Origin of the sequence: Cecembia sp. (assembly GCF_007126775.1) — a bacterium.
Taxonomy (GTDB): Bacteria; Bacteroidota; Bacteroidia; order Cytophagales; family Cyclobacteriaceae; genus Cecembia.
Genome location: NZ_SLAP01000052.1, coordinates 20,858 through 47,444, shown reverse-complemented (window position 1 = coordinate 47,444; position 26,587 = coordinate 20,858). Strand labels below are relative to the sequence as shown.

Here is a 26,587-nt window from a genome sequence, read left to right as displayed (position 1 = left end):
TTATTTTTAAGGTGGTCAAAAATACAAGGATTCATCAAATCAAAAAACCTATTGTGACAAATTAAATCTTAATTGTCCACCAAAGGCAGTAGAGCTTCTTCTAAAGGCGGTGGTCACCCTCGGATCGTTGATGGTCCGATCAAAATAAATCTGAATTTGTAGGCTTTGATTGATCACGTAACCCACCGTTGGCCTTATTTGAAGATTGAGATTCCCATTGGTGACAGTACTTTCCTCTTCTATTTTCCGCTGAATTTGTCTGGTATCTACGACCCTTGTGTTCAACCGAATCTGTAAATCATTTTTGAGCACTTCTTGTCGGCCTTGGATTTTAAATGGAACCTTGACTCCAGCTTTTGTATATCCAAGGTCAAAACCAAAATCTCTGCTGTTTTGCTCGGTAACCTGTGCATTGGAAAAGTTAAGTCCTATATTCCTTTCTGTATTATACTCCATGGTAATATTTAACCTGTCTTTGGTCAATAAATTAACACCTACCAAGGGGGCAAATCTTTCAGTCAAAATCACCTGATTCAAAATAAATATAGGAATGAATTCACCGAATTCATTTGTCAATGTTGCTCCAGGTATGTTCCTAAGCCGATTGAAAAGTTCAAGTCCCTCTTGGTAAAGTAGGGAATTGGAAAAATTACTTATCTCGTAAGTAGAACTGTAGGCATGGGTCAGATTTATGGAGGAAAAATATTCTCTCAGTGCAGGAATTTGAGATAAACCCCGGTAATCTACCCTCCAATTGGGAATGGGAATTCTCGGGAAAGGATTAAGATCAATCGTCGATGCATCCCTTCCTGAATAAGCAGCAAGAAAGGACATTGTCAGCACATCCTGCCCATTCAATGTGTACTCACCCCCAGGATTTCGCGCATTCAATCTGTTTTGAATAATGGCCCTGTTATTTTCAAAATCGGTAAAAATAGGAGAGTTGTTATTTCTATCATCCCTGGACAATGTAGTTCTTATCATAGAATGGGTAATGCTGAATCCCCCCATACGATTGGGGCTTAAAGAGGTGAAATCCCCTGGATTGTCGAGAGATGTACGGAATATTTCACTGAATTCTCCTGACTCTCTTTTCCTTGCCTCCAAAGTGATCCTAAAATCTTTAAATGGCTCTAAATTTCCTGTAACCTGAAGGTTGATGGTCTGATTTTGCCTGAAAGTCTGAGTAAGCTCTGGACTGGGCGCCATCAAGCCCCTGTCTGCCAGCCCAAATCTAAGATTGGGATCCTGCCCTCCCAATATAAAGCCCAATCCTGGATTCAAAAAGCTGCGGTCCAGCCCCAGAAGTCCGGTGTTTTCCATATATCCGGGTAGGAATGTCCCTTCCACGACTGAATACCTAAAATTTATATCTTTGACCATGGTCAAAAATTTAATCAGTTTATTCGTAAAAGGCGTACCTATGGTATCTTCTGCATTGACCACTTGTCTTCCAGGAATACTTGGACGTCGTGGGGCATTCAATGCACGTATTTTGGCATTTTTGTTATATAACTTAACAAAATCCAATTTACCTGTAAAAGTCTGATCCCTTGTATTTTGAATAACATTCCCTAATGTGTCCCGCTGACCTATGGCTCCAGTCATCCAAGTATAGTTTGCGGCATACCTATAGTCTACCCCTATCCAGTTCAAGGCCTTGACCTTATCCAACGGAATCTTATAATTCATCATGAGCTGATGGTTGTAATTGGTCGTTCTCCCAAAATTTCTCAAATTCACCCTTACTGAATCCCTGGCTTCGCTGGTATCCCGATCACCTTCAGGCTCATCAATTACCGCCAAAACCCTACTCATAAAGTCTACCCGGAGATTTTTTGTCAAATCCCAATTGACATTATAATTTCTGTTCAAAAAGAAACTTTTCTGAAAGAAAGGGTCTACTCCCACCGTAGTCAATTGGTCATTGCGGTATTGCGTCCGCATAAACCTTCTATCCACATCCACTCTAGCAGATACTGAAGTGGGAGAAAAATTGAAATTCAGATCTTTAATTAATCTGAAGCCATCGTTACTAAGCCAACCTGCATTTTTAAAGGGTTCCCATTCCATTGGTTTTGGCTGGAAAACATAGGCAATATTTCCAAACTGGGTTTCGAACTCATAACTTTCCGTATCAATATTACTTTGCCTTACAGAGCCATAGGCATAAGAAAAAGAAAAATTACTCAGATCATAGATCTTTGGATTGGTATTCTCTGGGTTTCTATTTTTCCTCACATTGGAAAAACCAATATTCCTACGCCTGACCAAATCCTGAACCTGTCTCCTGTAATTTTCTCTTTCTGAATCGGTCTGAAATTTATCCAAAGCCAAGCTTAATGGTACATCAGGATTCAATGGATCAAATTCAGGTCTTACGGAAGTGTTTTCCAAACTTACATACATGGGTATGGTGACATTCATGGCTTCGGGTAGCAATTTATCCACGTTGACATTGGCTGAGATATCATATTGTGTTGCTGCTACCAAAGACCTTTGCGAAAGTCTTGTCTCCAAGCCTCCAAAACCCACGGAATTATGACGGAATGAGGTAGAAACTGTTGCCACATCAGCTATTTGTGCATTTAGAATTGCATTGGCAGCCCATCCTGTGGATTGTTTAAAACCCGTCACTCTCAACTCATTGGCCCAAACACAAACAGACTTGGAAGCTCCACCTGTAGCACCTGGATTTCGGACTCCGATCATCATTCCCTGAATCAAAGTCAACTCAGGCCGTCCTACCACCGTTACTTTGTATTGCCTCACATCCTGACTGAAAGCCAGGTTTAAGGGTACCCGCTGATTGTCCCTGGCTATTTTGACACCTACAATCTCCTCTATTGCAATATCAATTTCATTTTCCAAAGGCCAGATTTGTCTAGGATCTCTGGTACCTCTTGGCGTTAATTGTAAGGGGACCTCTATTTCGTAATAATTGTCTGTATAATCCGTCCCCATTCTCAGAAATGCTTTCAACTCTCCATTTTCAGCATCTTCCGAATCTGCATGAAAAAACATTTTCAGTCTTTCAAACTGCACCAGATCCAAGGAACCTGTATTCTTAAAAACTGCCCTTGAGTCTCTCGCTTGTAAATCATCCACACATAGCCTGAGTGATTGTTCATTCAATTGTCTCTCAACGGCTGCCAAATTATCCCTATCCCTGGTAATTCCAGGGGGCAAAACGTAAGGGCTTTGATTGGGACCACCTTGACTGTTCTCTTCAATGTTTACGACCCCTACAGTAAAATTAGAATTATCAGGTTCAGGAATTTCAAAAAATCCGCGCTCAAATAAAGATTCTTGAAATACCCTCCACTGACTGGCTACCAATCTAAAATTAGCCATCCTCAAAACAACTGGCTGCTCAAAATCAGTCAGATAAGTCCGCATAAAGCGTATGGATTTAAATCCTGAAATATCTCCTTGCACCCTATCAGGTGTTCTTACAGGTATCCGAAAAAGGTACCAATTGATCTCATCCCCACTTTGTACGGAGGTTACCTTATCTACAATATAGCCACGGCCTACTTCAAGATCACCCGGCCTCAAGTCGATTTCATACTCATAGTAGGACTCCAGCTCGTTGATGGTATTGTCATTGTTCAAATCCTCATTATCGGGCAAGTTGGACCCGGCAGGTGTAAAGGGAAGGTTTACATTGGACGTGATAGGTGTATTGCCCTCCATGCCGTTAAACTTCTTGTGTCTCTCCAGGATCTTGGCATCCCTTCTGTCATACTCCTCATCCAGGTAATACCTGAAATTGTCCGCAGAGGGATCCTGCTCGATGGCCTGCCTCACTTGGGCACTGACATTTAACCTATTGAGAAACCTATCCCTAAAAAATTCTGCTTCTTCCTCGGAATTCAGTCCATCAAGTCCCACGTCTTGGTTGGCTCTTGCCTCAGGAGAATTGTCAAAAGCAGGGATCAAAAACTGTTGTCTGGTAATTCTACCCCATTCAGTCGTCGCAGTTCTATCTGCATCTCCATCTGCTGGCAAACCGTTTTCAAACCCATGTCTACTGTCTTTTATCACATCTTCGGATACCTCACCAAGGTTAAACCTCAGTTTACCTCCTGTGGTATTGTTCTCATTAAAAACGCCATCCAAGACCCTTCCATTTTGTCCTTGAATAAAGGGATCCAATAACCAGAATTCGATATATTCTACATTGGTCCTGTCAAAATCAACTTCAGTAGTAATGGCCCTGGTGACACCGCCATAATTAAGTCTAGGGTTTGGTAATAAACCATCAGGAGTCAGTCCTGGATTATAATTGTACATACCCCTTTCGCTGGGAAAGTACGCCAACTCGAAAAGGGGCTCAGGCACAATAATGACATCTCTGTCCCTGAATTGAAATATCTCCTGCGGAATTACCCTTCTGACATAGTGATTTTGTCTATCTTCTCTACTGATATTGGGTGGGACCCCAGGTCCGCTTTCTCTATAAAAAACATTGTCAATATTATACCAAGCTACTTTTGCCCTTCTGTAAGCATTGCCCAGTCTGTCCTCGGTAATCCCGCTTAGGTCAAACTGGTCATCATTCGTTTTGGGTGTGGCGGCCAAACTCCAAGTCTGTGCAGCGGCATTCCCCAACCCATAAGGGGTAATGGCTGTCTCAAAATCATCAATATACATGGTCGGGTCACCTGCGACCCGATTCGAAGTTCCCGGCAGCAATTGTGCAAATTCACCGCTGAAGGTTACCAGTGACTGTTCTTTTGTATTGGTAAAAGGCAATGCGTCTGCCAATTTGGTCAAAAACCTGGACTCATCGCTATAATTGGCATCCAGCCCCCACATGCTGTTCCTTAATGTCTCTGAACCTACAGCGATTCTGGTGATATTCGGCCTTTCATTAAGGTAAAGAAAGGTACCACCTATATTTAATTTATCATTCACGACATAATCCAACCTGGTTCCCAAGAGACTTCTGGTTTGAAAAGATACCAAATCTGCTTTTTCAAAACTGATGGATATTCTTTTCCCGGATTGTAAGATGGACTCATTTATGATATTGACCCTTCCTATATTATAATCCACTGTAAAATCAACACCTTCAGTCAAAGGGATATTACCTGCCATCACAATAACTGATCCTGGAGATATATTTAACCCGGGCAACAAGATCTCTGAGGCAGACCCTGCAGTCAACCTGCCTTTTATGAAAAATTTATCGTAGCGGGTAACCAACTCGGCATCAGCCCTTGTAGTCCTATAAAGGGTATCAAAAACATAACGGTCTGCAAGGTTCCTTTCATTGGGAAGAAATAAATTTCTAAGTGTTCGGCCAAAAGGCTCTAAAACAGGAAACACCAAAACGCCTCTTTCCGGGAAAATGGTAATCCCTGGCACAAAATCAAAATTCCCATCAGGGGCTGGATCATTCTGCGGATTCAGATTATCAAGCCCCATCAACCGGATCAAGGGTCTATTCTTGACATTTTCTCCCTCCAATAAGGTAGGGTTATCCAAACCTGTTCGGTCATCCCTGTAAATGACCTGCAGCTGAAATCCATCCTGCATCACTTGATTGGCATTCAGGTTATAAACGTTTTTCATCATCAAATCCCAAGTAGGAATATTGATGTTGATTCGCGCAGGTCTAAGCATTTTAAGGAATATCAATTCATTCTCAGGCCTATTTTGGTAATCCTCCGACAGTTCACCTACCTTATACACCTGCCCATTGAATGTATACTCATAAGAAACTGCCAGCACTTCATCATTTTGAAGCCTTCTGGTCAATGATACATAACCTAACTCCCTGTGAAATGCATATTCATTGGGAGCAAGTTTCCTAGCACCACTTACCTGTTCAAAGTCCACCCCCCTTGTAATCTGTAAAGAGGACTCAATGGCTCCTGAACCCGTATCGAAAGGTCTAAATGAAGGATTGGATGTAAGGTTCCCGAATAATAGGTTCGCTCCATTGGAAGAAGGAGCTCCGGCATTTCCCGCTCCGATATTGGGGTTTTCTGGTTTGAAGATCCGGTTTCCTTCACCTAGGTCCATAAAAGCAACAAAATTTCTGAGTGTCTCAGTGTTATTGGCCCTGTTCATAATATACACCTCTACACGGGTAATATTTACACCGGAGAGAATCTGGGGAATACCCCTAAGCCATCGCTCATAATTATCTCTAAAAAAATGTCCAAGGAAAAAATGTCTGTTTTCGTCATAACTCGAGCCCTGTATTTCAAACTGTCTCCCCTGCCCCCCGGCTTCGATGATCAGTTCATCTCTCCTGCCTCGCTGAGTGGAGGCCACTGAGGTGACAAATAGGTTTCCAAATTGCAATTGCGTTTTTACTCCAAATAGGTTTTGAGCTCCTTGGATGAGACTATTTTGTACTGGCATACTGACATTACCAATCTCTATGGATTTGATGATATCCTCGCGAAAACCTTCGTATTCTACTTTTAGTTGATTCTGAAAATCAAAGGAGTTATTGGAATCAAAATTGGCCCCAAGCCGCATTTTCTGTCCTAAACTTCCATTTACGGCCATTTGAATTTGCTGATTAAAATTAAAGTTGCCGTTTTGTTGCTGCCGGATGGGAATGGCAGGATTATCAATCCTCCTGAAAATTGCACCTAAGTCAAGGTTTACGAATCCTGTAGGTACGATATTGATTTCATCCCCTCCAAAAATTCGGTCAAGCTGCGGGGTGGAAGTAAATGGAATGGCAATATCCCTTCCCATTACCGGACTTTCTCCATCAATGCCTCTTGACCTGCTCCTCCAATATTCCTGTCTTACTTTGAATTCCTGAATTTTGGAAAATTCATCGAAGTCATAAACTGTCCCAGGTGTGGCAACCGAATCAAGTTCATCCTGTATCCTATATTTCAGCGTGGTATCCATTTCCACTTGTATCCTTTGTTGCATGGAGGGTTGTGGAAAAAAAGGGGAATATTGGGGAGTATAGGGGTTCTGTCTGGGAAAAAGAGGGTTGGTTCTCAGATTAGGCCACAAAAGAAAGGAGGGAGATATCCTTCTCTTATTTAAAGAATCAAGCCTGCTGACCGCAATTGTATCTTGTTCTGATTGCTGTGAAAAAACTTCATTAGGGGACAAAAACATAAACACCAAAAGTAAAAATACTGATGGCAAAAGGAATTGTTTGTCTTTGAAAAAAAATTGTTGCCCAAACAAAAGACCAAAGATTTAAATGGTGGATTAAGGTGCCTTTAAAGATGCTTTAATTAATTCTTCTAATGAAATATCTGAGCCCGTTTTTTTCAGTACAGCCGCAATATTTTTTTCCGCAGTAGCTTTTGGGAAACCCAATGTAATCAGTGCCTGTAACGCTTCTTCTCTGATTTTATTGCCTGATTTCATAAAACCAACCTGAACTTGGGATTGATCCAAAAGACTTTCCTTTTGGATTTTATCCTTCAGCTCCAATACTATTCTCTGAGCAGTTTTAGCCCCCACTCCTTTGACGTTCTGTATAGTACGGAAATCCTCTTGGGCAATCGCCAGTTCTAGTTCATCGGAGCTCAAGGAGGATAAAATCATCAAGGCAGTATTGGGACCTACCCCTGAGATTGACAGCAAATGTAAAAATAATCTTTTTTCACCTTCTTCTTTAAAGCCAAAAAGGGTATGTGCATCTTCTTTGATATGCAAATAAGTGAGGAGCATAATATGCTCCTCATCTTTGATTTTTGAATAAGTCTGTAATGAAATTTTGACATGATAACCCACGCCAGAAATATCAATAATAACGAATGTGGGGTCCTTGTAAAATAATTTACCTTTTAAATATGCAATCATAAGTTTTCTTTGGTTTGGGCATCAACGACCGCAATGGCTACCATGTTGATTATCTCCCGAATGGAACTACCAAGCTGTAAGATATGCACTGGTTTGTTCATTCCCAAAAGAACGGGCCCGATTGCTTCAGCATTACCAAGCTCTGAAAGCAATTTGTATGCTATATTGCCAGAACTAAGGTCTGGAAAGATCAAGGTATTGGCCTTATTTCCAATCAGCGAACTGAAAGGATAATTATCTTTTTGGATTTCCTCATTCAACGCGACATTAGCCTGCATTTCTCCTTCAATTACCAATTCTGGAAACTTGGCCCTCGCCATCGTAGCTGCCTTGGCTGTTTTACTTGCTACTTGGCCTTTTGCTGATCCAAAATTAGAATAAGAAAGAATGGCTACTTTGGGCTCAATGTCAAAGAATCTTACCCCATTGGCAGTAAGTCCTACGATTTCAACCAATTGTTCTGCAGTAGGGTCTACATTTACTGTGGTATCCGAGAAGAAGAAAGGCCCTCTATCCGTATTCATGATATACATTCCTGCCACCCTATCTATACCTTTTTTGACTCCAATGACGTGCAGTGCCGGTAGAATGGTTTTGGGATAATCCTTAGTAAGACCAGAAATCAGGGCATCCGCCTCCCCAAGTTCTACCATCATAGATCCAAAATAGTTTCGGTCTTTCATCAGGCGAAAACATTCCTGAGGCGTCAAACCTTTGCGCTTGCGTTTTTCGAAGAGTATATTACCATATTGACGTAACCTTTCTTCATCTTCATAAGGATCGACGATTGTAACGCCAGTAAGGTCTAAGTGGTTTTCCTCGATGATTTTAAATATTTTCTCTTTTCTGCCTAACAAAATGGGTATAGCCACACGTTCATCTCGCAATACCTGAACTGCCTTCAGGATTTTGACATTGTCCGCTTCTGCAAATACCACACGTTTGGGATCTTTTTTGGCTCTGGTTACAACCCTTAGCATCAGCCTTTGATCGATACCAATTCTTTCCTGTAATTCAAGCTCATAAGCTTCCCAGTCAGTAATCGCATATTTTGCCACACCGGAATCCATGGCTGCCTTTGCCACCGCAGGTGCAATTGTAGTAATCAATCTTGTATCTAGGGGTTTGGGAATCAAGTAAAGTCTCCCAAAAGCCATCTTGGTATCACCATAAGCTTTATTTACAATATCTGGAACCGGTTCTTTGGCCAGGGCAGCAATGGCTTTAGCGGCAGCCAATTTCATTTCTTCATTGATTGAAGTAGCCCTTACATCCAAAGCCCCTCTAAAAATATATGGAAAGCCCAGTACATTGTTCACCTGATTTGGGTAATCAGACCTTCCTGTGGCCATAATCAGGTCATCCCTGGTAGACATGGCTAAATCGTAAGCAATTTCCGGATCGGGATTGGCTAGGGCAAAAACGATGGGGTTTTCTGCCATTTTTAGAATCTGGTCAGGGGTCATGATATTACCTGCAGAAAGACCTAGAAAAACATCTGCACCTTCTAAAGCGTCCGTAAGTGTATATACATCCTTTTTTGTAGCAAAGGCACGCTTTATTGGATCAAGCTTTGGTCGGTCCTCCCGTATTGCCCCTTCTTTGTCACACATGACAATATTCTCTCTCTTTACACCAAGAGTCATATAAAACTTGGTGCAGGAAACTGCTGAAGCCCCGGCTCCATTCACCACCAATTGAATTTCTTCTATTTTTTTACCTACAGTTTCGAGTGCATTAAGCAAAGCTGCCCCTGAAATGATGGCTGTACCATGTTGGTCATCATGCATAACAGGTATATTCATTTCCCTCTTCAATGTCTCCTCAATCACAAAACACTCAGGTGCTTTGATATCTTCAAGGTTGACCCCTCCAAATGTCGGCTCCAAAGACTTGATAATTTGTATCAGCTTCTGGGGATCTTTTTCATCAATTTCTATATCGAAAACATCTATACCTGCAAACTTTTTGAACAGTACACCTTTGCCTTCCATCACTGGTTTAGAGGCTTCAGGGCCAATATCTCCTAGTCCTAAAACTGCGGTTCCATTTGAAATTACAGCTACAAGATTACCCTTTGCGGTATATTTGTAAACATTTTCTTTATCATTGGCTATTTCTTTGCAAGGTTCAGCCACACCTGGTGAGTAAGCTAGTGCCAGGTCTAACTGGCTGGAAAGTGGTTTTGTTGGGATTACCTCAATTTTACCGGGTTTCCCCTGCACATGGTAATTCAGTGCATCCTCTTTGCGGATTTTAATGGCCATATAGGTTTATTTGTTTTAAGTATCAGCTGGACACCTCCTGTTCTTGGAGAATTTCCGTTGCTAGTAAAATAGTTTCAATCTCCCGGACTGGTTCTCTATGGGCCTCATTGGGATAATAAACAAAGCCTTCCATGTAGTACAGCTTTCCATTTTTATCATCCACAATAAGGTAAGCCAGAAATGAGCCTCCCATGCTGAGGTTATTGGTTTTCCAACCTCCCCGGATTTCAACCGCAAAATTATCGTTTATCTTGAAATTACTAAATACAGGTATGGGATATACACGCTCTGTCACCAAATAAGAGTTCCTATTGGAAGGGTCTCCAAAAATATGCTGCTTGGTAATCTTTTCTCGTAACTGTAAGATTTCCTGAGGAAAGGTCTGTTCTTCAGATACATAGTCTGTCTCGTAGAAAAAGAGACTGATATCTGGCCTATCTGATCTTGGAGTGGGTTGTCTTAGCCACAAAAAATTATTTTCGGACTTTACTATTTGATAAGAAGCTGGAACATTGATGCTTAATCCTAAATTTTCACCAGCCACCTTGGCAGAAGAATTTTTCCTGTTCAATAACGCTCTCTGTAACCTGCCCCTTTCCCTTACCTGAAAAAGATTCTGTATCTTCGATTTATTATCCTTGAGGTTTTGGATCAGCTGCTCTTCATTGTTACCAAATAAGTAAACAACCTCCTGACCGACAGCAAACTCATCTGCATTTCTAAGGATATACAAGGAAGGATCATTACTGGCTTTTTCCTTGGCCTCTTTGGTAAATAAAGCATTGATATTCTGACTCGCCGATTTTTTATCATCAAATGTGGTCACATAAACGATATTGGTAGCCATCTTCAAAATTCTCGTCATTCCTCTTGGATCAACTTTCCGGATATCAAACATGCTTTCATCCCTGATCAAACCAGAAACATCCTCTTGAAAAATCTCCCTGAGTGTCTGCCCAACCGGACCTTCCCACTTGGTAGAATCAATGGCTAATATAATTTCACCTATAGCCCCCCTAGCTTTTGGTTTTGTGGAGTTTTGAGAATCCTCATTCTCCGCACAACTCCAAAATCCTATGGTGGCAATGATCAGCATCATCACCAAGCCCCTATTTTTGAATTTCATATCTTCTCCGTATTTTTTGGCATTTGCAATTTAGAAATTAATAAAGTGATTAAAAATTATTTTCCTAAGAAAATAGTTATCCTATAATTAATTTCTGCCCAGGCTTGATTTGATTGGAATTAAGGTTATTGAGCTTTTTCAATTGGTCCACAGTAATACCATTGAGCTTTTTAGAAATCAACCACAGCGAATCTCCAGGCTGAACTGTATAAACCCTAGGATTCGATGGATTGGTTTCTGAAATATCTGCCAAATTCTTATTTATAGAATCACTCTTATTTCCGTAAATATAGAGTGTTTGCCCCACCTTTATTAGATTTGAAGACAGGTTGTTCCAATCTTTAATATTGGTAACTGTTGTACCATGCATCTCAGCTATTTTCCCTAAGACATCCCCGGATTTGACTTTATAGGTGATCCTTTCTCCTGTGGGAACGGCAACTGTTCTACTTGGGATTTGCGGACTGATGTTTTTGTTATTGCTTCTCAGGGCCAACGACCTTTCATCAGTCAATTTTACAGCTTCTGCAAAGCTTTCTTTATTTTCAGTGATCAGATTTGCTTTTGATTTAGGGACCCTAATGGCAATATGCCGGTGCGAATCGGGAATCAGCCGGTTTTGTATAGAAGGATTAAGCGATTCAAGATCTTCTATGCATAGACCAGTCATATATGCCAATTGCTCCAAATCCAATTCCTGATTGAACCTGACTTTGTCATAAGCTATTGGATAAACAGGCTCTTCAAGAAAAAGGTTGTGGTCTTCTGCATAATTCAGAACATAAATCATCGCCTGAAATTGAGGTACATAACCCCTGGTTTCTCTTGGAAGATAATTGTAAATTTCCCAAAAAGTTTTTTTACCACCTGATCTTCTTATGGCTTTTCTTACATTTCCGGGACCACAATTATAGGCTGCAAGTGCCACTTCCCAATCTCCAAACATGCGGTATAAGGATTTTAAATACTTTGCCGCAGCCTCTGTAGAAAGCTCTGGATCCATCCTGTCATCAATATCAGAATTTACGTATAGGTTATACATTTTACCTGTGGCTGGCATAAATTGCCATAGACCCATCGCACCTACCCTTGATCTTGCTCTGGGATTTAATCCGGACTCTATAATTGAAAGGTATTTGATCTCATCAGGCATGTCATGCGCGGCAAGTGTACTTTCAAAAAGAGGAAAGAAAACGTCTTTTCTCTGAAGGACCATCTTGGTATATTCCCTATTACGGACCACGAAATAATTGATAAAGGAAAAAATCCTATCATTCAACTCAAAAGGCATTCCGGTTTCCATTTTCCGGATTTTTCTCGCCACTTCATCATAAGTGAAATCAGGTATATAATCAAATTGATAAGTGGGTGAAATGGTCTCTTCTTCAATAGAAGCATTGTTATACAAGTAAATTTCCTGACCAAAAGTAACTCCGTTGACCAAAAAGATCAATATGGCTATGAACGAGTTAGTGATGGTTTTCATTTTCATGATCAGGTACACTTATATGTTATCAATTACTGTTTAAATCCATCAAGTAGTTCCCAAAAGCATACAATTCAGCCTCTTTAAATGAGTTGGCCATAATTTGAATGCCAATAGGTAAACCTTTGCTGTCGGTTCCATTTGGTAAGGATAACGAAGGAACACCGGAAACCGATGCCTGTACGGTAAATAAATCCTCAAGATACATGGCTACAGGATCGTTGCTATGCTCCCCAAACTTAAAAGCTGTTGAAGGCGTTGTCGGAAGAACAATATAATCGTATTTTGACAGCAAATTTTCTGTATATTCTTTGATCAATCTTCTAACTTTTTGTGCTTTGGTAAAGTAAGCATCATAATAACTTGCACTTAAAACAAAAGTACCTAACATGATTCTCCTCTTTACCTCCTCACCAAAACCTTCTGACCTTGTTTTTTTATACATGCTTTCCAAGTTATGAACGTTTGGACTTCTGTATCCATATTTTACGCCATCGAATCTTGAAAGGTTGGAACTTGCCTCAGCAGTGGTAAGGATGTAGTAGGTTGGGAGTACATATTTTAACAAAGGAAACTGAACTTCTTCCACTTCATGTCCCTCCTGCTTTAATTTCTCCAGCACCGCCAATGTGTTAGCTTTGATTTCTTGCTGAAGTGCCGGAGATTCCAGTGTTTCTTTAAGATAGGCGATTTTAGCTCTCTTGTCAAAATGAAGCAATTCCGAATAATGAGGAACAGGCTTTTTGGATGCTGTACTGTCAAAGTTATCCGGACCTGCCATAATTTCCATAACCAGGGCATTGTCTTTTACATTGCGGGAAAAAACCCCAATGGTGTCAAATGAGGAAGCGTAGGCTATCAATCCCCATCTTGAAACCCTTGAATAGGTGGGTTTAATACCAATCAAACCTGTAAATGCAGCTGGCTGCCTTACAGAACCACCGGTATCAGTTCCTAAGGAAACCGTACATAAATTGGCCTGAACAGCAACTGCGGATCCACCGGAGGAACCTCCTGGTACTCGGTTTTCATCAGCGGCGTTCAGCACTTTCCCATGAACAGAATTTTCATTGGAACTCCCCATGCCAAACTCATCACAGTTGAGTCTGCCAATGATGATGGCATCTTCTTCGATCAGCCTTTGAATAGCTGTGGCTGTAAATTGGGAAACAAAACCGTCCAGAATTTTGCTGGAGGCATTAACTTCATGGTCTCTATAAACCAGCACATCTTTGATGCCTATGACCATACCCGCCAATTTCCCCGCTTTTCCGGAAGCAATTTTACTGTCCACTTGAGCAGCCTGCTGCAAAGCAGATTCCTCATAAACTTCAACGAAGGCGTTGAGATGCGCCTTCGTCTTGATATTGTTTAAGTAATAATTTACAATCGCTTTACAATCGGTTTCCCTATTTTCAAGCGACTTTTTAATGTCGTCAAATGAAAGGAATTTTTCCAAGGTGTCGCTCTTTGGTTCCGTTTAGTCTTTTTTCTTTTTTTCCTTCAGTCCTTCTTCAAGGTCTTCCTGAATTTCTTTAGTGGCGTCTTTAAACTCCCTAATACCTCTCCCAAGCCCTCTTGCCAGTTCCGGGATTCTCTTGGCTCCAAAAAGCAGAAGAATCACTAAGATGATAAGGATAATTGATCCTCCACCCATATTTTGAAAGAAACCCAATGTTGTCATGTTGGTATAATTTAAATGATGAATTGTTACAAAGATATACTTGTACAACGCTATCGCAAAGGATTACGTCATCTATATCCCTGTTTTTTTATAAATATACGAATTATTTGTTTTATTGACCTGCAAGCCAAATAGATGGATTCATTGGTTGCAGTCCTTTCCATGTTTCAAAATGGACTTCCGCAACACCTTCCCGATTGGTATACACTTGTCCCAAAACCTGTTTGGCTTTGACCTTTTCTCCTGATTTCACGGAAATTACCTTAAGCTTACTGTACATAGTGTAATACTCTCCATGCCTGACCACAATAGTACCTCCATAACCAGGAATTGTACCTATTTTGATAACTTCCCCATCAAATACAGCCCTCACGTTGGCATTGGGAGCTGTTTGGATATCTACCCCATCATTGTCCTCTGTAATCCCCTTTAAGGTTGGGTGGGGATGGGTACCAAAAGGTCTGGAGATAAATCCACTTTCTACTGGCCAAGGGAGTTTACCTCTATTGCTTGAAAAGGAACTGGACAATGCCGCAGCCTCTGGAGTAAGCGGTATGCTGCTTCCTGATGCCTTATTGGCTGTTGAACTTGATCTTTTTGCGGCCGCCTCTGCTTTTTTCCGATCCTCTTCAATGATCTCACGAAGCATGCGATTCAGGTTTTCCTGTTGTTTTTTGGCCGCAGCAATCTGTTTCCTGAGCTCCTGTTCCTGTTGATTCAGGCTATTCACAATTCGTTGCTGTTCTGACTTAGCTTTATCGAGTTGTTGTTTTTGCTGTTGCTCTTGACTCAATACAGCCCTCAATTCTAAGCTCTTATCATTTAAACTGTTCCTCTGACCGATCAGTTCAACGGAAACCTTTTCTATTTGCTCAACTTGCTTCTTGCGGGCATCGGCATACTGCTTCAGGTACCTTAGCCTCATAAAAAACTGCTTAAAGGTCTCTGAACTAAAAACAAAAGCTGTCATGGTGGTGCCTTGATTGAGCTTGGATGAGGTGTAGACCATATCCGAATATTCCTTCTTAAGGTTCTTTAATTCCTTTTCAAGTGCCGTAATCCTATTTTCCGTTTCTTTGATTTCTGTTTCCAACAACCTCATTTCTCGGTTGAGTGTGTTGATATAATTAATGCGATTTTGAAGTTGTTGGTTTACAGCATTGAGCTGCCCGACAGAAACCCTTTTTGATTCCGCAGTTTTTTTGAGAATCTGATCAAATTCAAGCAGTTTTTTTTGAATATCTGCTTTTTCTTTCTCAATCTGCGCCCTGGTCTTGCGGGTTTGGGCATGGGTATCCTGTAAGGCGATTGCCCCTAGCATCAAAACCAATAACCCTATGACCTTAAGCTTATTCATAACCCTAAAATTGAAAAGGGAAATTTAAAGGATAGGGGGAAAATTCTACTTTTGTCATTTCCAGATTTACAATAGCTACCTGAGTACCTTCGGGAGAATTGTAAGAAAGTTTAAGTAGCATTTTATTGGGAAAAGGTTGACCTTCCACATCTTCGAAAACGGGATAATTGGCTAGAAGCCCTCCCTTATCCAACATAGAGGTACTAGTCAATTCCTGCACCTTGCCATGCCGTGTACTGACCCTTGAATGATACCTTATTCCGTCCCGCGCCTGTGTCAGTTCAAAATATTGTCCTACCCTGATCAACCTATCTCTATAACTAAACTCATTGGGCACATTTGCATACATCAGGTTTTGTAGCAGTTCCAAGGATAATTTCAGATCATAACGGTCAGTGATTTCGATAAAGCTCATATTAATATCTTCTCCGTTCAAACGGTCCTTCAATCTGACTTTATCCTTTGTAATGACTCCCCTAAATGCTTCTAAACCCAAGCCAGGGGTTACACTGAACCAAATAATACTGTCCTTCTTTGCCCTAAAATTTATGGTGCCCCTTGTGGTCTTTCCACTGGCTTCTTCAATAACTATCCTTCCCCTAGCGGACAAATAATTAAAATCCAGGTAAGCAGGATCAAATTCCTGCATTACTTCATCTGAGGTATACAAATTAGGTCTTTTGGCACAGCCCCCAAATATGAAGGCAAGAATGATCATTGCCCCAAAAAACTTTTTAATCATAATATTTTTGATCCTTGATCTTCTTTAATAAAAACTCGGAAGTCTCATCTCCACCCTCGGCTTGCTTCCAAAAACTGATGGCTTCACTTCTATTCCCCAAATGATATAAAATATCTCCATAATGCTCAAGCATTACACCGCTTGGTTTATCTTCATTTTCCAATGCCTTTTCCATAAATATTTTAGCATTTTCATAATCCTGTAATTGGAATAATACCCAGGCATGGGTATCCAAATAGGTGGAGTTATTGGGAAATCTTTTTACCAGGTTTTCTGACATGGATCTGGCCTTCTCAAGATCCTTTTTGGATAGTGAGAGAAAGTAAGCATAGTTATTCAGCACATGTTCGTCTTCAGGTTTACTCGCAAGGACCTGTTCATATTTCTCAAAAGCCTCTGTCTTTTTCCCTATCATGTGGTAAGTGTCGCCCAATGAGGCTTTTACCAGTAAATCCAATTGTTTATTTCTTCCCCTATTGACCTCAAGTGATTTCAAAAATGATACTTCAGCTTCCTCTCCTTTTTTCTGGGCCAGTTTGGCCGTACCATCAAAAAACCAAAATTCAGCCCGCTCCGGATGCTCATCTACTGCGACTTCTGTGTAATTTTCAATTTCCGCGAAATCACTTTGCATCTCAAACTTGGTAGTGATCACTGCCTGTAATACTTGCGCATTGGCCGGACTGATATTAACAGATTTTTCATATAACGCTAAGGCTTCTTCAACTTGGTTATTGATCATTAATCTATCTGCCAAAACAGCAAGCACTTCAGGATCGTCTCCATTTATGGCCATCATTCTTTTTTCCAGACGGTTCATAAGTGAATCCCTTCTTACTGTCTTAGGTTCTCTTAGAACTTCCCCAAATGCTTCTGCTTTTACCTTGCCCTCTAAATCCACATTGGAAAATGCCTGCAACATCAGGGTTTCTGCTCTATCAATTTCTCCAATATCTTTATAAAGTGCATAAGCAGCAAGCTGAAGGTCTCCTTGATTGGGGTATGCTTCCAAGGATTGATTGACCAATTCTAATGCTTGGTTTGTCCTGCCATTGTTAAAAAGAATTTCTACCAGACTGAGTACATATTGGGAATTGCCAGGATGCGCTTCAATAAGTTTTTCTCCTTCTTTTATCGCTGCATTCAGGTTATTTTTTCTAAGATATATTCTTTGTTTTTGAAGGGTTAGCTGTTCAGCAATTCCATAAAAATCTTCTGCGCGGTTAAGGGCTTCCAAGGCCTTATCAGAATCCCCCAATGAAAGGTAAAGGGATGCCAAATCAAGGATGTAGTTCTGATTTTCATCAGAGTTCTCCATTAGATTTTCTAAAATCTGGGCTGCTTTTTCAAGTTCTCCTTGTTTTGTAAAGGCCTCTGCCATTACCAAATTGTAATATTTATTTTCAGGATCTGCCTCCACTGCACGCATTCCGTACTCCATAGCATCATCTACTCTGTTGACACGAAGCAGGATTTCTGCAAGTTTAAAATTTACTGCGGCATCATCTGGTCTTAGCTCCCTGGCTTTTTGAAAATAAAAATAAGCCCGATCAACATCTTCCAACATCAGATACCTTTGGCCATCAATAAATAATCTGGAAGCCAATGCTTCACGGTTTTGCTCTTTTTTCTCTTTACGGGAAAGATTTTTCTGCGCAATGGCTGGAAATACCACCACAATGACCAGAGTAAGGAGGAAAGAATATTTTAAATTGATTTTCACGAATTGTTTGTTAGCTATTAAGGCTTCTAAATGATGCAATACGATAGAAGCAAGTGCTTGGTTTTGTGGAAAGAATCCCAAACCATTTCGAATAGTAATATATTCACAAACTTAATGCCTTTTTATCTTTATTGACAAAATGTCAATCAATAAGCAAGCTTTTAAGTTCTGTTAAATGATCTATGCCTTCCCTGTACTGCCATATCCCCCTGCTCCACGTTCAGTTTCGGAAAGGACATTAACCTCTTCCCAATTGATCTGTTCGTGCTTGGCTACTACCATTTGGGCAATCCGTTCCCCATCTTCCACCACAAAAGATGAATTCGAAAGGTTGACCAAAAGTACCTTGACCTCTCCCCTATAATCCGCATCAACGGTCCCCGGTGTATTGAGAACTGAAAGACCATGTTTGTAAGCAAGTCCACTCCTAGGCCTTATTTGGGCTTCATAGCCTGACGGCAATTCTATAAAAAGGCCTGTCCCAATAAGTTTTCTTTCAAGAGGTTGGAGCGTTACAGGCGCATCCAAATTAGCCCTTAGATCCAGGCCTGCGGCCAGTGGGGTCTGATAGGCTGGAAGCGGATGCCGGGAGCGGTTGATTACCTTAACTTTCATTCTTTTTTCTTTTGATATCAATTCCTAAATCATGGAGTTTATCTTTTTCCAAAAACAAAACTACTAGAAGAAAAAGAATCACAAGCGCATTTTTTGAGATAAATTGAATTACTGAAATCTCAAAGTCCATGAAAAACCCCATATAACTCAATGCAAAAGCAAAAATCAGGTAAAATAAATCCCTTTCTGTATGATATGGGATCGGGAAATATTTTTGGCCATACAGGTAACAAACCCATGACATGACAAGGTAACAGGCCAAGGTACTGAGTGCTGCACCCAAATAACCCAACCATGGTACAAATATCAAGATGACCAAGACCGTAACAACCGCACCGAGAAGGGTGATATAGAAAGAATATTTAGTTTGATCCGTCAATTTAAACCAGATACTTAGATTAAAATAAATGCCAAGAAACAAATAGCCGAACAAAAGTAAAGGCACAATATGCAAACCTGCGCTGTAGCCTTCCCCTCTAAGGAAAAATCCGCCCAAAATATCCAGATTGACCGATATAATAATCATTAATGTACTGCAGAAAATGACAAAAGCATGCATGACTTTTGCAAATAATTCCGGACTGTTTTTTTCTGTGGACTGGTTGAAAAAAAATGGCTCTGCTGCATATTTAAAGGCCTGTATGACCAAGTTCATGAAAATTGCAAGCCTATAATTTGCCCCAAAAACCCCTCCTGCCTCTCTAGCGCTTAGTCCTTCATAAAAACCTTCTGGCAAAACATATTCGAACAGGCCTCTGGAAAAAACCTCATTCGTAACTCCAGCCAGACCCATAAAGAGCAAAGGTACCGCATAGTGCCACATCGGACCTATGAAAGCCCAGTTTATTCCAAAACTGAATTTCCCCGATAACTTAAAGAGTACCGGGATCATCAGCGCATTGGCAAGTAAATTGGCCAGTAAAATGTAGTCTACCCCCCAATTTTCATTATAAAAGGAGTCAATGATGGGTTTTAAGCCTGAAAAAATATCACCTTTCCATACATGAAAGCAAAACACCAAGAAGAACACATTGAACCCGACATTCAAAAGGATGTTTCCTAATTTGGTTAATGCGAATGATAAAGCCCTATTCTCCTTCCTAAGTTTGGCATAAGGCAAAGCAAGCATGGCATCAATTGCAAGGATCCAGGCTACCCATCGGAAAAGATGGGCTCTTCCTTCATAGCCTAAAAAATGAGCAATTGGATCAGCACTGATATAAATCAAAGCCCCTAAGGACAATGAAGTAGTGATCAATAAAGATTGTATCTGTGAATATACCTTTTCGGGTTCCAGTCCTTTACCTGTAGCATACCTGAAATAGGTAGTTTCCATACCATAGGTAAATACTACATTTAAAAAAGCGATGAAGGCATAAATTGCCGTAAAAGAACCCAGCGCTTCTTTATCCAAATAGGCCGTATAAATGGGCAATAACAAGAAATTAACGGTCTTGCCCAGTATACTACTGATCCCATATACAGCGGTCTGACCGGCTAATTTTTTGAGTTGGCTCATCCTAAAAAATAAAAAGGGGAATTACTCCCCCTTGAAAACCGGTTTTCTCTTCTCTAGGAAGGCACTTGTACCTTCTTTATAATCTCCTGATTTTACACACCTTGCAAAACTATTTGCCTCTGTTTGGAAGCCGTTTTCTTCTGAGGTATATACAGCATTGACGCAATCTACAATCATTCCAATAGCCAAAGGCGCTTTGCTCATGATTTTAAGGACAATTTCTTCAGCTTTTTCCATGGCCTCAGCTTTCGTCGGCATAACATAGTTGACCAAGCCCAAATTTTTGGCCTCATCGGCGCCAATCATATCTCCTGTCATCATAAGTTCATTCGCTTTGCCTCTACCTATTAGGTGTGTAAGCCTCTGGGTGCCTCCATAACCGGGTATAATCCCAAGGTTCACTTCAGGTTGCCCAAATTTAGCATTGGCAGTTGCCACTCTCATGTGGCAGGCCATTGCCAATTCACAGCCCCCTCCAAGAGCAAAACCATTGACTACAGCTATAACAGGCTTGTGACAATTCTCAATTAAGTCAAAAATTTCCTGGCCATTTTCGGCAAATTTTCTGGCATTCAGCTCATTGAGCTCTGCTATCTCACTTATATCGGCTCCTGCAATAAAAGCCTTTTCCCCTGAACCGGTAATCATCACTGCCTTGATATCTTTGTTATCAGAAACCTCATTGAAAATATTCCTGATTTCTTCTAAGGTTGCAAAATTTAATGCATTCAATTTTGACTCTCTATTGACAGTCAAATAAAGAACCCCGTCTTTTTCTTCAGAGAGAATATTTTTGGTATCAGCCATAGGAATAGGTGAATGTTGAAACCAAATATACAAGCAGTACGTACATTAGCAAAGAGATTCTTAGAAAAATCCTATAAAACACAGATTTTGGCCTGATTTTGAGCCATATTTCAATCCAACCATACCTATGGATATTATGCTAAATTGGAATAGGTTTACCGCCCAATTCTGCCGTTTTTTTATATTTTTGCAGCACATTGAAAGTTCAACAAAACCCATATCTATATATGTCATCAAAAAGAAAAATAACTGTCGCCTACGGAGATGGTATCGGCCCGGAGATCATGAAAGCCACTTTAAGTATACTTGATGCAGCAGGTGCACAACTGGAGTACGATGTTATCGAAATAGGCGAACAAGTTTATTTGAAAGGGATAAGTTCAGGAATGGAACCCAAGTCATTTGCCTCTTTAAGGGAAACGAAAGTTTTTTTGAAATCTCCAATTACAACGCCACAGGGAGGAGGGTTCAAAAGTCTGAACGTAACAACCCGTAAGTCTTTTGGACTTTTTGCAAATGTAAGGCCCTGTAAGGCTTATTCTCCTTTTATCAAAACACATTTTCCTAAAACGGACCTTGTAATTATCAGAGAAAACGAGGAGGACCTATATGCAGGAATTGAGCACAGGCAAACACAGGAAGTATATCAGACACTCAAACTGATTTCAAGACCTGGCTCTGAAAAAATCATCAGGTATGCCTTCGAATATGCCAAGAAATATGGAAGGAAAAAAGTAACTTGTATGACCAAGGACAACATCATGAAATTGGCTGATGGTCTGTTTCATAAAACCTTTGATGAAATAGCCAAAGAATATCCAGAAATTGAAACAGATCATAAAATCATCGATATCGGATCGGCTTTAATTGCTGAAAGACCTGAGATTTTTGATGTAATCGTTACGCTGAACCTTTATGGTGATATCATTTCCGATATTGCAGCACAGGTAACGGGCTCTGTTGGTTTGGGCGGTTCTGCCAATGTAGGTGAAGAAGTAGCCATGTTTGAGGCAATTCATGGATCTGCTCCGGATATTGCCGGGATGGATATTGCCAATCCTTCCGGGCTTCTAAATGGTGCCATCATGATGCTGGTTCACATTGGTCAGCCTGAAATAGCGGAAAAAATAGCCAATGCATGGATGAAGACCCTGGAAGACGGATTACATACAGGTGATATTTACCAAAATGGTATTTCAACCAAAAAGGTAGGCACCCAAGAATTTGCACAGGCAGTTGTAGAAAGGTTGGGTCAAAAACCAAAAAATATGATTCCTGCAGTTTTTGATAAGTCCTCAACCAGACCTCTGGAAATCAAATTAAGCCCGGTCAATAAGGAAAAGAAAGCACTGATTGGTGTAGATGTATTCATTGACTGGGATGAGGATAACCGAAATCCTGATGTGATCGGAGAGCGGCTAAGGAAAGCAGACGCAAACGGTCTTAAGTTACAATTGATCACCAACAGAGGAGTAAAAGTATATCCAGAGGGAATGCCGGAAACTTTCTGTACTGACCATTGGAGATGCAGATTTAAAACTGCGGAGCAATCAAAAATCAAACATGATGATGTATTGGATCTGCTAAAGCAGATTAAGGATCTGGGTTTTGATTTTATAAAAACTGAGCATTTGTACACCTTCAATGAAGTGAGGGGATATTCCTTGGCCCAAGGAGAATAACCATTACAAAAATCCATTCAAAAAACAACCCGATCATAATTGATCGGGTTGTTTTTTTATACTGAAATGTAAAGGGTTGTATTTAAGGTCCTTTTGAAAAAAATCCTATTCCCACTCAATGGTTGCAGGTGGCTTGGAGGATATGTCATAAACAACCCTATTGACACCTTTTACCCGGTTGATGATTTCATTGGACATCTTTCCTAAAAACGCATAGGGTAAATGAATCCAATCCGCAGTCATACCATCTACTGAGCCAACTGCCCTCAATGCAACAACTTTTTCATAAGTCCTTTCATCTCCCATAACCCCTACTGACTGAATTGGCAACAATATGGCTCCAGCTTGCCAAACCTGGTCATACAACCCATGTTCTTTGAGACCCTGAATAAAAATATAATCTACCTCCTGTAAAGTCTTTACTTTTTCAGCAGTAATATCTCCTAAAATCCTAATAGCCAGACCTGGACCTGGAAAAGGATGTCTTCCGATTATAGCTTCCGGGATTTCCAGAGATCTCCCAACTTCCCTTACCTCATCTTTGAACAAGGTGTTTAGGGGTTCAACAACAGAGAGTTTCATGAAATCAGGAAGACCGCCCACATTATGGTGGGATTTGATGGTTGCAGATGGGCCTTTGACAGAAACTGATTCAATTACGTCCGGGTAAATGGTTCCCTGGCCAAGCCATTTCACACCTTCAATTTTGTGGGCTTCATCATCAAAAACCTCAATGAAGGCCCTTCCGATTGCCTTTCTTTTGGCTTCAGGTTCTGTGAGCCCTTTCAAAGCATCGTAAAAACGCTGTCTGGCATCAATCCCGATGACGTTCAGTCCAAGGGTTTTATAAGATTCAAGGACTTCCTCAAATTCATTTTTACGCAATAATCCATTGTCTACAAATACGCAGGTCAAATTTTCACCTATAGCCTTATGGATCAATGTGGCGGCTACAGATGAATCAACCCCTCCTGACAATCCCATGACAACTTTATCATTACCCAATTTGATCTGAAGTTCTGCAACTGTGGTATCTACAAACATATCAGAAGTCCACTCTTGCATGCAACCACAGATATGGACCACAAAATTCCTCAGAAGATTTTTACCTTCAAGCGAATGGGTAACTTCTGGATGAAACTGTATGCCGTAAGTTTCCTCCCCCTGCACTTTGAAAGCTGCAACCTGAACAGCTGGTGTACTGGCTATTACTTTGAAATTTTCCGGCAGTTTTTTGATGGTATCCCCGTGGGACATCCATACCTGGGAACCATGGGTCATCTCTTTCAACAATTCATAATGTTGATCAATATGTGTCAAATTAGCCCTTCCATATTCTCTGATTTCAGAAGGCAATACTTCCCCCCCATATTTTTGGGCCATCATCTGTGCTCCATAGCAAACGCCTAAGACAGGTAATTTTCCACGGATGCTATCAAGATCAATATTGGGTGCATCGGAATCTCTGACCGAACAGGGACTTCCTGACAAAATTATCCCTTTGATATCAGCTGTAATCTCTGGGATTTTATTATATGGATGGATTTCACAATAAACATTGAGTTCCCTGACCCTTCTGGCGATGAGCTGTGTATATTGAGAACCAAAATCGAGTATAAGTATCTGTTCTGCCATGCGCAAAGGTACACAGGGCCAATAAAACGAGAAAAGATTTTACAATATTTTCAGAAGAATATTTTGAAACCTTAGGTTGCGATAAACTCAGGCTAATTTTGAAGTGAGAAAGCCCGTCTTGGATTTTCTATTAGCATTTTATCTACATCTACTTTTGTAAAACCATTGTCATAAAGTAAAGGAATCAGCTCATCAAATAAACTGGTATACCCTTTGAATTTATTTTGGTCCTGTTCTCCCGGACTGTACCAGCCCGCATCGTGAGAAATCAAAACCTTTTCAAGGTCGAGGTGATTTTTAATAAAAAGCAAACGGTCCAGGTGTCCTTTTACATCCCATACGATCCCATCCAAACTTATCCAAACCCCCTCTTGATGCGCTAAGCGATAATTTTCAAAATCCTTTTCATTCTGTGCATGAACCCAAACAAAACTCTTGGGAGACACCTCATTGGCCTTTAACAAATCTATCTGTGCCTTGGCTGTCTTCCAAGACCCTGTGTGTGAAACTATCAATAAACCTGTTTCAAGGTGAGTTATGCCAGCAGCTTTAACCAACTTTGCATCCATATCAGAAAGTTTTTCTCCCTCATTGACGCCAATCTTGATAAAGCCTGGCTTAACCTTTGTCTCCGCTATACCATTACGGGCATCATTTATCCATCTTTTAGCGAGATCTTCAGCAGATTCTCCAAAGGCATAAAAAGGCAAATACTTTCCTGAAACAGCACCATAATAACCTACATTTGTAATGAATTGCATACCAGTTGCTTCTGAAAGCATTTTTAGGAGGTCAGGATCTTTACCCAGGTAGGAAGGGGTGCATTCAATCATGGTTTTTACGCCACGGTCCATAGCTTCTTTTAAAAAAGGGATTAAAAATGAGGCAACCTCATCTCTTTCCCATCTGTGATTTCCAGTAGAGTCAGCTCCTATAAAATCTACCAAAACATGTTCATGGACCAAAGTGATACCCAAAGCATTAGGATCAATTTCACCCAAAACAGTATTTATTACAAGGTTTTCATTTTGATCAGGTGCCTTACAAAACTGAAAGACCAACAAAATTGGCAGGATGAGAAATAATCTTTTCATACAAGTACTAAATTAAAAGAAAATTCATTCCACCTCCAAATTACTATCTTCTCCTTCAAAAAGCGTTTTCAATTCCACTGCCATTATATTCTCGACTTCCTCCAGGTATTTTCCAAAAACCGCAGTACTACCATGGGTTAAATAAACCCGTTCTGCTGCTGTGGCCTTTATTGCTTTGATCAAACTGGGCCAGTCGGCATGATCAGAAAGTACAAATCCAGTATCTGCAGCCCTTCTTTTTTTTGCGCCCCTGATGTTCATCCAGCCTGAACAGACAGCCGTCCTATACGGTGAAAATTTTTTCATCCATGGGGTACCCATTGCAGATGGAGGGGCAATGATTAAGGCGCCCTTGTATCTTGATTTGGGAATATCAGCAGTTACTTTGGGCACATCCACAACCTTGATATGATTAGCCAAAAGGGCTTGGTTGGTATTCCAAATTGCACCATGAGCAAAAATTTCTCCAATATCCTTGTCAATATTTTTAAGAACCCTTTGAGCCTTGCCTAAAGAGTAAGCAAATATTACAGAGTTTCTGTTATGCGCTGCATTGGTTTGCCACCATTTGTTGATGCGTTCAAACACCAACTGTTGTGGCTCCCACTTGTATATTGGTAAACCAAAGGTACACTCAGAAACAAATTCATGACAATGTACAGGTTCGAATGGCTCAGAAAGTCCATCATCCTCCAATTTATAATCTCCGCTAATTACAGCTACCTGACCCTTGTATTCCAACCTGATTTGAGAAGATCCGGGAATATGCCCGGCAGGATGCAGAGAAACAGCTACCCCATTCATATGGATCACCTGCTGATAGTCAATGGTCTGAAGGGATATGTCCTTTCCCAATCTTAATTTCATAACTTCTTCAGAAGCTTTATGCGCCAGATAGGATTTCATTCCCCATCGGGAGTGATCAGAATGCGCATGTGTTATCACTGCTTTTTCTACCGGCTTCCATGGATCAATAAAAATACCTGCTTTTGGACAATAAATTCCAGATGGGGTTAATTCGATCAAGCTCTTTCCCATGCTTTAATCATT

Annotated in this window: 17 protein-coding genes; 1 reads left to right on the top strand and 16 read right to left on the bottom strand. The window is 40.6% G+C overall.

Annotation, left to right across the window (positions count from 1 at the left end):
* Positions 1-48: 48 nt before the first annotated feature.
* The 13 genes from sprA to QZT73_RS03640 form a co-directional block, all read right to left on the bottom strand.
* Positions 49-7,176 carry a cell surface protein SprA gene (gene sprA, locus QZT73_RS03700; protein WP_291781401.1) on the bottom strand — a complete coding sequence of 2,376 codons (7,128 nt, stop codon included), beginning with the start codon at positions 7,174-7,176 and terminating at the stop codon, positions 49-51.
* Positions 7,177-7,200: 24 nt separating this feature from the next.
* Positions 7,201-7,800 (bottom strand): Holliday junction branch migration protein RuvA, encoded by a 600-nt coding sequence (gene ruvA, locus QZT73_RS03695; protein WP_291781403.1) that lies wholly within the window; start codon positions 7,798-7,800, stop codon positions 7,201-7,203.
* Positions 7,797-10,067, bottom strand: coding sequence for an NADP-dependent malic enzyme (locus QZT73_RS03690; protein ID WP_291781406.1), 2,271 nt, complete (start codon positions 10,065-10,067; stop codon positions 7,797-7,799). Before QZT73_RS03690 ends, ruvA begins: the two co-directional genes overlap by 4 nt.
* 22 nt (positions 10,068-10,089) lie before the next feature.
* Positions 10,090-11,193, bottom strand: a complete 1,104-nt coding sequence (locus tag QZT73_RS03685) for a DUF4837 family protein (protein WP_291781409.1) — start codon at positions 11,191-11,193, stop codon at positions 10,090-10,092.
* A gap of 76 nt (positions 11,194-11,269) precedes the next feature.
* Entirely contained in the window at positions 11,270-12,685 is a 1,416-nt protein-coding gene (locus QZT73_RS03680) for a lytic transglycosylase domain-containing protein (RefSeq protein WP_291786668.1), read from the bottom strand.
* 22 nt (positions 12,686-12,707) lie between these two features.
* The gene (gene gatA, locus QZT73_RS03675) at positions 12,708-14,138 is read right to left on the bottom strand and encodes an Asp-tRNA(Asn)/Glu-tRNA(Gln) amidotransferase subunit GatA (protein ID WP_291786665.1); all 1,431 of its coding nucleotides are present in this window, start codon (positions 14,136-14,138) and stop codon (positions 12,708-12,710) included.
* A gap of 21 nt (positions 14,139-14,159) precedes the next feature.
* Positions 14,160-14,363, bottom strand: a complete 204-nt coding sequence (tatA, locus tag QZT73_RS03670; RefSeq protein ID WP_291784542.1) for a twin-arginine translocase TatA/TatE family subunit — start codon at positions 14,361-14,363, stop codon at positions 14,160-14,162.
* Between the two features lie 112 nt (positions 14,364-14,475).
* Complete coding sequence (locus tag QZT73_RS03665) at positions 14,476-15,720, bottom strand: peptidoglycan DD-metalloendopeptidase family protein (RefSeq protein ID WP_291784544.1); 1,245 nt, start codon at positions 15,718-15,720, stop codon at positions 14,476-14,478.
* A gap of 4 nt (positions 15,721-15,724) precedes the next feature.
* A complete protein-coding gene (locus QZT73_RS03660; RefSeq protein WP_291784546.1) occupies positions 15,725-16,462 on the bottom strand; it encodes a DUF4292 domain-containing protein in 738 nt (245 codons plus the stop codon).
* Positions 16,455-18,185: a tetratricopeptide repeat protein gene (locus tag QZT73_RS03655; protein WP_291786662.1), complete on the bottom strand. Its 1,731-nt coding sequence runs from the start codon at positions 18,183-18,185 to the stop codon at positions 16,455-16,457. The genes QZT73_RS03660 and QZT73_RS03655 overlap by 8 nt, the downstream gene beginning before the upstream one ends.
* Positions 18,186-18,365: 180 nt before the next feature.
* Positions 18,366-18,800, bottom strand: coding sequence for a dUTP diphosphatase (gene dut / locus QZT73_RS03650; protein ID WP_291777125.1), 435 nt, complete (start codon positions 18,798-18,800; stop codon positions 18,366-18,368).
* Complete coding sequence (locus QZT73_RS03645) at positions 18,790-20,319, bottom strand: lipopolysaccharide biosynthesis protein (protein ID WP_291777122.1); 1,530 nt, start codon at positions 20,317-20,319, stop codon at positions 18,790-18,792. Before QZT73_RS03645 ends, dut begins: the two co-directional genes overlap by 11 nt.
* Before the next feature lie 21 nt (positions 20,320-20,340).
* The gene (locus tag QZT73_RS03640) at positions 20,341-21,126 is read right to left on the bottom strand and encodes an enoyl-CoA hydratase-related protein (RefSeq protein WP_291786656.1); all 786 of its coding nucleotides are present in this window, start codon (positions 21,124-21,126) and stop codon (positions 20,341-20,343) included.
* A 227-nt stretch (positions 21,127-21,353) separates the two neighbouring features.
* On the opposite strand from QZT73_RS03640, the gene QZT73_RS03635 reads away from it, so the two are divergent.
* Complete coding sequence (locus QZT73_RS03635) at positions 21,354-22,808, top strand: NADP-dependent isocitrate dehydrogenase (protein WP_291786654.1); 1,455 nt, start codon at positions 21,354-21,356, stop codon at positions 22,806-22,808.
* Positions 22,809-22,913: 105 nt separating this feature from the next.
* Here the strand turns inward: QZT73_RS03635 and guaA are convergent, their stop codons facing one another.
* From guaA to QZT73_RS03620, 3 genes are all read right to left on the bottom strand, one after another.
* The gene (gene guaA, locus QZT73_RS03630) at positions 22,914-24,443 is read right to left on the bottom strand and encodes a glutamine-hydrolyzing GMP synthase (RefSeq protein WP_291786651.1); all 1,530 of its coding nucleotides are present in this window, start codon (positions 24,441-24,443) and stop codon (positions 22,914-22,916) included.
* A gap of 92 nt (positions 24,444-24,535) precedes the next feature.
* Positions 24,536-25,537, bottom strand: coding sequence for a phosphotriesterase (locus tag QZT73_RS03625; RefSeq protein WP_291786649.1), 1,002 nt, complete (start codon positions 25,535-25,537; stop codon positions 24,536-24,538).
* 24 nt (positions 25,538-25,561) lie between these two features.
* A complete protein-coding gene (locus QZT73_RS03620; protein WP_291780658.1) occupies positions 25,562-26,575 on the bottom strand; it encodes a ligase-associated DNA damage response exonuclease in 1,014 nt (337 codons plus the stop codon).
* Between the last annotated feature and the right edge of the window lie 12 nt (positions 26,576-26,587).